A 10,836-nucleotide genomic window follows, 5' to 3' on the forward strand; every position below is an offset into this window, starting at 1 on the left:
GCAAATTCTATTTGTCGGACTATATCCGGTGAACGGCTCCGTCAATGGTCGGCGCCCACCAGTGTATTTCCGAGAAGGATTAGAGGATGAGGATTGCGGGCAAGCCGAAAAACGGCACCGTGCTGCTGATGGTCGTGGGCCTGGCGCTGGCATCAGTGACGCCTGCTGCCCATGCCGCCGAGGCGAGGCAGGAAAGCGCAGGCAGGCTGGCTGATGGCACAGAAGCTTTTGCGGTCACGCTGAAGGCCGCCAACGGAGTTTCCGCGCGCATTATCAGTTACGGCGCAACCTTGCAGTCGCTGATGGCGCCGGGGCGCGACGGCACGGTTGCCGATGTGGTCCTGGGCTATGACGACGTACAGACTTACGAAGCGCGCCCGAACTACTTCGGGGTGACGGTGGGCCGCTTTGCCAACCGCATCGCCGGGGGGCGCTTCATGCTGGATGGCAAGACCTATCAACTTGCACAGAACAACAACGGCAACAGCCTGCATGGCGGCGTCAAGGGCTTCGACAAGCGCAACTGGAAGATCGTTTCGGTGAAGTCTGGCCCGGTGGCCAGCGTGGTCCTGTCATGGACAAGTGCCGATGGCGAGGAAGGGTATCCCGGCAAGCTTGATACCAAGGTCACCTACAGTCTCGACGAACGGGGCAACCTGACGATCGCCTATGACGCGATGACCGACAAGCCGACCGTGGTCAACATGACCAACCACGCCATCTTCAACATGGCGGGCGAAGGTTCACCGATGGGCGCGATGGGGCACCGGCTGACGATCCCCGCCAGCGCCTATACCCCGGTTACGCCCACGCTGATCCCCACCGGGGAGCTGCGCCCGGTGGCCGGGACCGTGTTCGATTTCCGCACCGGCCGGCGCGTGGCGAACGGGTTGCGCGACGGGCGGGACCAGCAGATTGCCATCGGCCGGGGGTATGACCACAACTTCGCGCTGGACAAGGGCGTGACCGCCACGCCGCAGCTCGCGGCAAGGCTCGAGGACCCGGCTTCAGGCCGCATGCTCGAAGTGCTGAGCACGGAACCGGGCGTGCAGGTCTACACCGGCAACTTCCTCGACGGCACGGTGCTGGGCAAGCAGGGCCACGTTTATCGCATGGGCGACGGCATTGCGCTGGAACCGCAGAAGTTTCCCGATGCGCCGAACCAGCCGGCGTTCGTTTCCGCGCGCGTCGATCCCGGCCGCCCCTATCGCCATGTCATGATCTATCGCGTCAGCATCGCCCCCGAGCGTCGCTGACCATCACGCTCCTCAAGCCCTCCGAAAGCTGCAATGACCAATTCCTCCGACAAGCGCCCGCCCCAGAAGCTCCGTTCGCGCGCATGGTTCGACAATCCCGACAACATCGACATGACCTCGCTCTACCTCGAGCGGTACCTGAACTTCGGGCTGAGCCTTGAGGAACTGCGTTCGGGCAAGCCGATCATCGGCATCGCGCAGACCGGTAGCGACCTTTCGCCGTGCAACCGGCACCACATCGTGCTGGCCGAGCGGGTGCGCGAGGGCATTCGCGAGGCGGGCGGCATCGCGCTGGAAATCCCGGTGCATCCGATCCAGGAAACCGGCAAACGCCCGACGGCGGGGCTTGACCGGAACCTGGCCTATATCGGCCTGGTCGAGGCGCTCTATGGCTATCCGATCGATGGCGTGGTGCTGACCACCGGATGCGACAAGACCACGCCCGCGCTGCTGATGGCGGCGGCGACGGTGAACATACCTGCCATCGCGCTTTCGGTCGGGCCCATGCTCAACGGCTGGTTCAAGGGTGAGCGCACCGGATCGGGCACGATCGTGTGGAAGGGCCGCGAGATGATGGCCAAGGGCGAACTGGACGAGGAAGGCTTCATCAAGCTCGTCGCTTCGTCCGCGCCCTCTACCGGTTATTGCAACACGATGGGCACAGCGACGACGATGAACAGCCTGGCCGAAGCGCTGGGCATGATGCTGCCCGGATCGGCCGCCATTCCTGCGCCCTATCGCGACCGGCAGGAATGCGCATGGCGGACCGGCAAGCGCATTGTCGACATGGTGCACGAAGACCTGAGGCCCAGCGACATCATGACGCTGGGTGCTTTCCACAATGCCATCGTCGTCAATTCGGCCATTGGCGGATCGACCAATGCGCCGATCCATCTGGCCGCCATCGCGCGCCACGTGGGCGTGGACCTGCCGCTGACTGATTGGCAGCGGCTGGGCCACAAGGTGCCGCTGCTGGTAAACCTGCAGCCGGCCGGCGAATATCTGGGTGAGGATTACTACCGCGCCGGTGGCGTTCCGGCGGTTGTGGGGCAGCTGATCGCGCAAGGGCTGATCGCCGAGCAGGCGATGACCGTGAATGGCAGGACCATGGGCGAGAACTGTCGCGATGCGAAGATCGAGGACGAGCGGGTGATCCTGCCGTTCGACCGGCCGCTGCGCAAGGATGCGGGCTTCATCGTGCTGTCAGGCAACCTGTTCGATTCCGCGATCATGAAGACCAGCGTGATCAGCGAGGAGTTTCGCGCACGGTACCTTTCCAACCCCGATGATCCCGATGCGTTTGAAGGACCCGCCGTGGTCTTCGACGGCCCCGAGGACTATCACGCCCGTATCGACGATCCGGCGACCGGCATCACGCCGGATACACTGCTGTTCATGCGCGGTGCCGGGCCGATCGGCTATCCCGGCGCGGCCGAAGTGGTGAACATGCGCGCGCCTGCCTATCTGATCAATGCCGGCGTCACTGCCTTGCCCTGCATCGGCGATGGTCGCCAATCGGGGACAAGCGGTAGCCCCTCGATCCTCAACGCCAGCCCCGAAGCGGCGGCGATGGGTGGGCTGGCACTGCTGAAGACGGGCGATCGCGTGCGTATCGACCTGAATAAGGGCACTGCAAACATGCTCGTTTCCGATGCGGAGCTGGCGGAGCGGCGGGCCGCGCTCGAAGCGGCGGGCGGTTATGCCTATCCCGCTTCGCAGACCCCGTGGCAGGAGATCCAGCGCGCCTATGTCGGCCAGCTGGGCAGCGGTGCGATCCTTGAAGGGGCTGAGAAGTATCAGCGCATCGCGCAGACCCGCGGCTTGCCGCGCGACAACCACTAGGAAGCCGCCCAGGCTGGCGGAGTTGGCGTGGGCCGATCGGCGGCCTGCGCCGAAGACTGTGCGCACTGATGCGGCGGAACGGCGCCACCGGCAGCACGCTTTCAATCACGTCATGCGGTTGTGGTGAGATATCTGGCCCTTCATCTCCCCTCAACTACCTGACCCGGGTGATGCACAACAGGCGGAGGGTTGGCGGCCTATATTCCATGGCATCGGCCGTTCCGCTCTTCATCAATTTTACGCGCTAAACCCTATCTCCAGCTTTCAGAGATCGGAACGTCCCCCCCGTAGTCCCCGGCGCACTAAAATGAGGGATTGGACGAACATGATCCGTATGATTTCCCGGCATGCAATGGTTGCCTGCCTTCTGTTCCCAGCTGTGCCGGCGCTTGCGCAAGGTACGACACCTTCCAGTGGCCCGGCCAAGACGGCCTGGGAGGCAAGCTTGGAACATGACGATAACGCCACGATCAGCACCGGCGTGGCCAAGGCGCGCGACCCGCTGAATTCTGCCACTTCGACAAGCGTTGTTAAGGAGCCCGACATCCGCCGCCTTGGCCCGGGCAACATTGCCGAGGTCATGCGGACTCTGCCGGGTATCCGCGCCGAAGTCGACGTCAACGAGACGGGTAACAGCTATACCATCCGCGGTCTGCCTCTGGTGGGCGACGGCGCGAAGTATCTGCAGCTGCAGGAAGACGGCCTGCCAGTGCTGCAGTTCGGCGATTTGACCGGGCTCCAGGTCGACATGTTCCTTCGCAATGACCTGAACCTTGCCAGCGTGGAATCGATCCGCGGCGGGTCCGCTTCGACGTTCGCATCCGATGCGCCGGGCGGGGTGGTCAACTTCATATCCAAGACCGGCGATGTCGAAGGCGGCTCGATCATGGCGAGTTCCGGGCTCGACCGAGGCGTAAAGCGCATCGATGCCGATTATGGCGGCCATATCAACGCCGATTGGCGCTTCCACATTGGCGGCTTCTATCGGGTGGGCGAGGGATCGCGCAGCATCGGCTTTGATGGTTTCCGTGGTGGACAGGTGAAGTTCAACATCACGCGCCAGCTTGCCAACGGCTATATCCGGTTTTCGGCCAAGGTGCTTGATGACGAAATCCTGCCTCCGCTCGGCAATGTTCCGCTGGCGGTCACCGGCACGGATGCCGATCCGCGTTATGGCGATCTTCCCGGCTTCTCAGCCAAGAACGATTCCCTCTATTCGCGTTATATCGGCCGCACGCAATTGTTCGGTCCCAACAACACCATCATCAGCCAAGATTTTCGCGATCGCATGCGCATAAAATCATTGGCGTTGGGACTGGAAAGCCAGTTCGAAATTGGTGGCTGGACCGTTTCCGATCGCTTCCGCCATTCCCGCAACAGTGCCAAGGGCGGGCAGGCAGTGCCGCTGCTCGCAATGCCAGCTGCATTCTTTGTGCCGGTATTCGGTGGCGGGGCAACAGCTTCCGCAACCTATTTCAGCGGACCAAATGCTGGGCAGGCCGTTGCCCCCACGGACATTCTGGCGCTGACAATCAATGCGGCGGTCGATTTCCACGACGTGGACCTCACCGTGAACGATCTGCGCGCAAGCCGGGTATACCAGACCGGCGGGGGTGAACTGACTCTGACCGGAGGGCTCTATGCCGCGCGGCAGAACATTGGGCTCGAACGTTCGATATCGGCGCTGGTCCAAAACGTTGCCGGCAATGGCAATTCAGGACTTGTGAACCTGATCAACGGCGGCTTTCCGATCAGCCAGGATGGGACCTTCGCATTCAACGCGCTTGGTCCGGCTGGTGCGTTGCTGGATTTCAACGTGGGCCACACCGTTCTGGCCCCTTATGGCTCGTTCAACTACAAGTCGGGTTCCGTCTCGATCGGTGGTTCGGTGCGTTACAACACTGATCGGGTGCGCGGAAGTGCGCGCGCTGATGGAGCCGGCGACACGCGCTTCGTTGACATCGATGGCAACGGTGTCCCGTCCTCGTTTGCTGAGACGGTGGTGACTTTCATCCCAGCCGGGGTGCCCGATCTGGTTCACTATTCAGTGCACAGCCTGTCATGGTCTGTGGGCGTGAACTGGCGCGTCATGGAGGATTTTTCGGTCTTCGCCCGCTATAGCAAGGGCGCGCGCAACGGAGCGGACCGGATACTGACGGATAGTGCGATCAACAAGGTGACGGGCCAGTTGGCCGACCCGGTGGTAGGGACGGATCATGTGCGCCAAGCCGAGGCCGGCTTCAAGTTCCGCCGTCCGGGCATTACCTTCAATGCTACCGGTTTCCTTGCCAGGACCAGCGAATCCAACAATCAGTTGATCACCACTGGTACGCAGAGCTCTTACATTCTCGTTCAGCGATCCTACAAAGCCTATGGTGCCGAGTTCGAGGCGAACTTCCGCCACGGTCCGTGGAGCCTGAGTTCGGGTGCCACGCTGACCCACGCCGAGATTACGGCTGCTCCGGGTGAGGTAGGACTCGTCGGCAAGACCGCCCGCCACCAGCCGTCGCTGATCTTCCAGCTCACTCCGGCTTATGACAGTGAGCTCTTCTCGGTTGGCGCAAGCATCGTCGGCACCACCGGCAGCTATGCGCAGGACGTGAACCTCCTGCGCCTTCCCGGTTACACTACAGTCGGCTTGTTCGTCCGCGTGCGTCCGGTCGATCGGCTCGAACTCGGCCTCAATGCCAGCAACCTGTTCGACAAGCTGGCCGTGGTCAACGTACTTGACGGGACAATGCCGGCCACCGGCATAACCGTGGGCTCAACCCTTGCCGGGCGCCGTGCCACGGCTTCCGTCCGATTGTTCTTCTGAACCTGACAGGGCCTGTGGCCACGCCCCCGTGCGCGTGCCGCAGGCCCCCTGCCGGACATGATCAACTTCAGTTCTTGAGACCAGCGTAGCCGCCCACCGGGGCGGGGGACCGCGCAAGGCACCGGGCAGATCCTGGTGCCTTGCGCGGTCTTTGTGTGTCAGATGCGTGCGCCAGCTGCCCTTCCGGTGGCGCGGCGTCCACCACCGCTCACCAGCCTGGCCACCCAATGGCGGCCGCGATGGCAGGTGCCACGGCATCCATTGTCGCTGTTCCAAGCGCGGGCCCGCAGCAGTTTGTGGTTCGCCGGCACCGTGGCCACGCGACTGCCGTGGCGTGCAAACCGTGAGTAACCGCCACAACTTGGCTTGCCGTTCTGCTCCTGCCCGAACGCGTCAACGCTGGAACCGCAGCGGCGAGATTGTTCACCCCTGCCAGGGCTCCGGCAAAGTCCGGCGGCCGGGGCCGTGACCTTGCTTGCGGCGATCTGCTGGCCTTCGGCCCACAACGCGCCCTCGGAGGATCGCGCATCACACCAACGGGGGCTCTTGGCCGAGACACCTCCTGTCGCAATCCGGCGACGCGGCCTTGTGTCATCTGGCTTTAGCGCCCCGCCAACCAATCCCGGGCCTGGGAGCAGGACACAACGTGGACGGCCGAAGTGCGGGTTGTGAGAGCGTGGATGAGAGGAGGGCCACCCGGCCTAAGGCCCATGCATCACAACGCCCGCCATTATCGCCTTGAGGCGATGATAGCGGGCGCCAGGTCATTTCAGGGTGTGAGCGTAGCTCGCCAAGCGCTTTTACAGGGCAGTGATGCACGCGTTGGTTCGGCTGAACGGTGCGCAGGCGAAGTGCGCGCCGTTCAGCAGGTGTATCTCAGAACTCCGACCAGTCGCTGTCTATCGCGAGATTGCCGCTCACCATCGGAATCGACGGCGCAGGCGCTGCGGATCTGGGCTTTGGCGCTGTCTGCACCGGCGACGGCACAGGCGCGAGCGTGCGGCGCTCTTCGCGACCGATGCGGAAACTGCTGAAGGCATTGTATAGCTGGCCGGCTTCCTGGGTCAGATTCTTGGTGGCAGCGTTGGTTTCCTCGACCATTGCCGCATTCTGCTGGGTCATCTGGTCCATCGCGCCAATTGCGCCATTGATCTTGCGCAGAGCGATGCTCTGCTCGCCCGCCGTTTCGGCGATGGTCGATATCGATGTGGTGACCATGCTGACCCGGTTGATGATCGTCTCCAGTGCGGAACCGGTTTCGTTGACCAGCGAAACGCCCGAACGCACGTGGCTTGTCACCGCTTCAACCCGCTGCTTGATGGCGTTGGCTGCTTCGGTTGCCCGCAGGGCAAGCGCACGTACTTCGGATGCAACGACCGCAAAGCCCTTGCCCGCTTCCCCGGCCCGCGCTGCTTCGACGCCGGCGTTCAGAGCCAGCAGATTGGTCTGGAAAGCGATGCCGTCGATCATCGTGGTGATCTCGGAAATTTCGGCACTTGCGCGTTCGACATTGTCCATCGCCTCGATTGCCTTTCCGACAACCTTGCCGCCGGTCTCCGCCTCGTCACGTGCCTCGACCATCGAACCGCTGACTTCGGCGGCGATCTTGGCATAGTCCTCGATCTGCGTCGTCAGGTGATCCATGGCGCTGGACGATGCCTGAAGGCTCGCGGCCTGCTGCTCGCTACGTGTGGCAAGGTCTGTGGTTGCCTGCTGGATCTCGGATGATGTGAGCCTGATCGCGACGATGCTGTCCTGCACCAGACCCATGGCCTGGCAGAGGCGCTCCATCGCTTCATTGAAATCGTCCGCCACTGTCTGGAAAGCGGGCGGAACACCGGTGATGCGCACCGAAAGGTCAGCCTGTGCCACAGCGGACAAGCGCTCGCCGATCTGGGCCATTGCACGTTCGCGATCAGCCACCGCCCTTGCACGGTCGAGCGCGGCATCGCGGAAGATCAGGACGGCGCGAGCCATGTCACCCAGTTCGTCGACGCGATTGGTGCCAGGAATGGGCGCATCGTTCTGGCCATCAGCCAGGGCAGTCATCGTGCCGGTCAATTCCGATAGCGGAACGGCGATCGAGTGCGACAGGCGGCGCGAAAGCACGAGTGCCAGCCCGATGAGTGTAGCGCCTCCGACGGCCAGTGCGATCCAGGCGAACAGGATCGCGCTTTCCTGGCGCGCCGTTTCCAAGGTGATTTCCTTTGTCTTGGCGTCCTTCACAGCGCGCAGCGGCAGCACAGCTGCGCTTACCAGTACGGCCTTGCCTGCTGCGCGAACGGCTTCCTGCGCGGCGTCGCGTTGGCCCGACTTGACCACGGCCACATACTTGTCGCCCCAGTTCTCCCGCCATTTGATCGTTTCGACACGCGACTGGCGGACCAGATCCTGAAGTTCCGGCTCGGTAAGCCGAGCCTCGAGCGCGGCGGACGTCTTGTCGTAATCGTCACGGCCTTCGTAATAGGATTTGAGATAGCTTTCGTCAGCCGTCACCAGGAAACCGCGCAACTGGCTGTTCTGCCGCAGCAGCGCTGTTTCCAGCGTCAGCGTATCGGCCAGAACGGCCTGGCTCTCGGTATTTCGGGCCGAGACATTCGATACCATCGCCAGGCTGACGCCGAAAACGACCATCATCAACGCCGCGGTGACGTTCAGCGCAACAAAGGAGAGGCCGAGGCGGCGGGGGATGTTCATGCGATCGAACACGGTTCGGAATCCTTGAATGACGTTGACTTTGGCTTGGTCATGGGGCGGACCGCCAAGGGCACCGGATCGAGACACGAGGCGAGCCGGTGATGAGGGGGCAATCGGTGTGGAAGGCGTTGATCTGGCCGCCTGTCGGATTGTCGGTCGAGGCACCTTGAGGCATTGCCTGCGTCGCGTTCAACAGCCCCGCCGGCACAGGCTGGCCTTTCCAAGCCGAGGGCGAGAGCGTTGTCGGCAAGCAAGGGCCGCCTGCGCATCGCAAGTGAGATTTGGTGCATCGACATCCTGCCCTGTTAGTCCGGAGCGGATTAATCCGTGCCGAGAACGTGGTTACGTAATGATACGTCTGAAAATGCGGCCAAAGATTGCTTGGCAACGTCGGCATAAGGGAAAACCGATGGGTGCATTTTTGCTGGTGTTGAGGATGTTGACCTACATCCGGGTGGCGGCACAAGATTGCCGATATTCTGAAAGAACAAAGCCTTGCTGATCGCTGCCACTGCTGACCCCGTGCATCAGCCGGATTGCCTCGAAGCGCCGGTTTCGGGGCGCGCGATTGCACAACTTGGCATTGAAGCCGCCAAGGCGCGCCGCTTTGGCAAGTTCTTCGTCGCGGCGCTTCTCGAGAGCGTGGCGCGGGTCCTGCCTCAGGCCCCTTCGCTAGCCCGGGCGGTTGAGACATGGCCGGGCGACCTGGCCAAAGCCGGAGTGATCTTCCGTCTTAACGCCGGGCTTCATGCAATGGCGCGGTCAGGACGGCATCCGGGCCTGGCGGCCATCTACCGCGATGCGCGCACTGGTTGGGTTCCTGAACCGCTCCTGCTCGATATAACCCTGTCCTTGGCGCTTCATGATGGCGAAGCTGATCTGCTGACATGGATGGCAGGCCCCACACAGACCAACGAGGTCGCCCGGGTCGCGGGTCTCGCTGCGGTGTTGATGGAACTCGATGCCCGCGCGCAGATGCGGACCTGCCTGCTCGAACTGGGATCGAGCGCAGGGTTGAATCTTAATCTGGAGCGCTACAATATTCGCCTGGGGGCGCAGCGCGCTGGCGACTCCGCCAGTGAAGTATGCATTGCGCCGAGCTGGGCTGGTCGGTTGCCACTTGGCGGACGGCCCCACATCACCAGTGCGATTGGCGTCGATCTGAACCCTCTCGACGTGCGGAACGACGCGGATAGCGAACGCCTCCATGCCTATATCTGGCCGGGCGAGATCGAGCGTACCGAACGGCTGCGCGCGGCGATCGCGCTTGCCCGGGTCCATTCGCCATCGGTGGAAAAGGGACGTGCCGGCGAATGGCTGGTACGCCAGCTCGCCCTGCCACAATCACCGGGCGAAAGGCGCGTGGTGTTCCATTCGATGGTCATGCAGTACCTGCCAGAAGCAGAACACATGATGATCGACCGGGCCCTTGCGGAAGCGGGGCGATCGGCTTCGGTCGCGGCACCGCTGGTGCGTGTCGGCCTTGAATGGAATGCAGACCGCACCGCTGTCGAACTAACGGTCAGCCAGTGGAATGGACAAGCCGGTTCAGGTCGGCCGGCGGTCGTGGCGATATGCCATCCTTACGCCGAATGGTTCGAATGGACTGGCCTTTCCGATCGATCCTGAGCAAATCTCCAGAAGTTCAGGTCGGAGTTGTGGCTCGAGAGGCTTGTTACACTCTCGGCCTGATCATTTCGAACATGTCGGTCTGTCTGCCGTACCATCCTCTGCCGTGGAGTCTGGCAATGAGGTTCATGGCTTCGATATCGATTTCGATCTTGTCGGGGTTTGTGATGAAGCGGTCGTCGATGTGTGTGACGAGGATTTCGCCTGTGACGAGGACCTGGTTCGGGCCGGTTTCGATGTAGTTGGTTGCGCGGCATTCGAAGGCTGCGGGTGCTTTGGCTACGCGCAGCGGGTTGACGGCAGTTGATGGCGTCATGGCGACGTGCGCCAGGCGGGCTTCGTCCACGTCGGGCGGGTAGTCGCCGGATGTGGAGTTCATGGCTTCTGCGAGGGGCTCGGACACGAGGTTCACGACAAATTCGCCCGTTTCGCGGATGTTGGCGGGGGTGTCCTTCAGCCCGCCGGCCGGTGCCCGCACCATGCCGATGGCAAGGACAGGCGGGGTGTTGCCCATGGCGTTGAAGAAGCTGAACGGGGCAAGGTTGTCCACCCCGTCGCGGGATCGGGAACTGACCCAGGCGATGGGGCGGGGAACGA

The 10,836-nt window shown here is 62.7% G+C and carries 6 protein-coding genes; 4 read left to right on the top strand and 2 right to left on the bottom strand.

Going from position 1 to position 10,836, the window contains the following annotated elements; all coding sequences use genetic code 11:
- The first annotated feature begins 128 nt into the window (after positions 1 to 128).
- The 3 genes from POM99_RS06205 to POM99_RS06215 all read left to right on the top strand — a co-directional run bounded on the left by POM99_RS06205 (position 129) and on the right by POM99_RS06215 (position 5,913).
- Positions 129 to 1,256, top strand: coding sequence for an aldose epimerase family protein (locus POM99_RS06205; RefSeq protein ID WP_277276001.1), 1,128 nt, complete (start codon positions 129 to 131; stop codon positions 1,254 to 1,256).
- Positions 1,257 to 1,289: 33 nt separating this feature from the next.
- A complete protein-coding gene (locus POM99_RS06210; RefSeq protein WP_277275981.1) occupies positions 1,290 to 3,098 on the top strand; it encodes an IlvD/Edd family dehydratase in 1,809 nt (602 codons plus the stop codon).
- 445 nt (positions 3,099 to 3,543) lie between these two features.
- The gene (locus POM99_RS06215) at positions 3,544 to 5,913 is read left to right on the top strand and encodes a TonB-dependent receptor domain-containing protein (protein WP_277275982.1); all 2,370 of its coding nucleotides are present in this window, start codon (positions 3,544 to 3,546) and stop codon (positions 5,911 to 5,913) included.
- A gap of 876 nt (positions 5,914 to 6,789) precedes the next feature.
- On the opposite strand, the gene POM99_RS06220 is transcribed toward POM99_RS06215, so the two are convergent.
- Entirely contained in the window at positions 6,790 to 8,622 is a 1,833-nt protein-coding gene (locus tag POM99_RS06220; RefSeq protein ID WP_277275983.1) for a methyl-accepting chemotaxis protein, read from the bottom strand.
- A gap of 483 nt (positions 8,623 to 9,105) precedes the next feature.
- Here POM99_RS06220 and POM99_RS06225 point away from each other — a divergent pair, with 483 nt between their 5' ends.
- A complete protein-coding gene (locus POM99_RS06225; protein WP_277275984.1) occupies positions 9,106 to 10,239 on the top strand; it encodes a DUF2332 domain-containing protein in 1,134 nt (377 codons plus the stop codon).
- 46 nt (positions 10,240 to 10,285) lie between these two features.
- Here POM99_RS06225 and POM99_RS06230 read toward each other — a convergent pair.
- On the bottom strand, positions 10,286 to 10,836 hold a 551-nt coding region (locus tag POM99_RS06230; protein WP_277275985.1), incomplete at its 5' end, for a flavin reductase family protein.

It is taken from the genome of Novosphingobium cyanobacteriorum (assembly GCF_029436685.1).
GTDB lineage: Bacteria > Pseudomonadota > Alphaproteobacteria > Sphingomonadales > Sphingomonadaceae > Novosphingobium > Novosphingobium cyanobacteriorum.

Bases quoted from the DNA above. Each gene is read 5' to 3' on its own strand.
- POM99_RS06210 (WP_277275981.1), top strand. From the start codon at position 1,290: ATGACCAATTCCTCCGACAAGCGCCCGCCCCAGAAGCTCCGTTCGCGC.
- POM99_RS06205 (WP_277276001.1), top strand. From the start codon at position 129: ATGGTCGTGGGCCTGGCGCTGGCATCAGTGACGCCTGCTGCCCATGCC.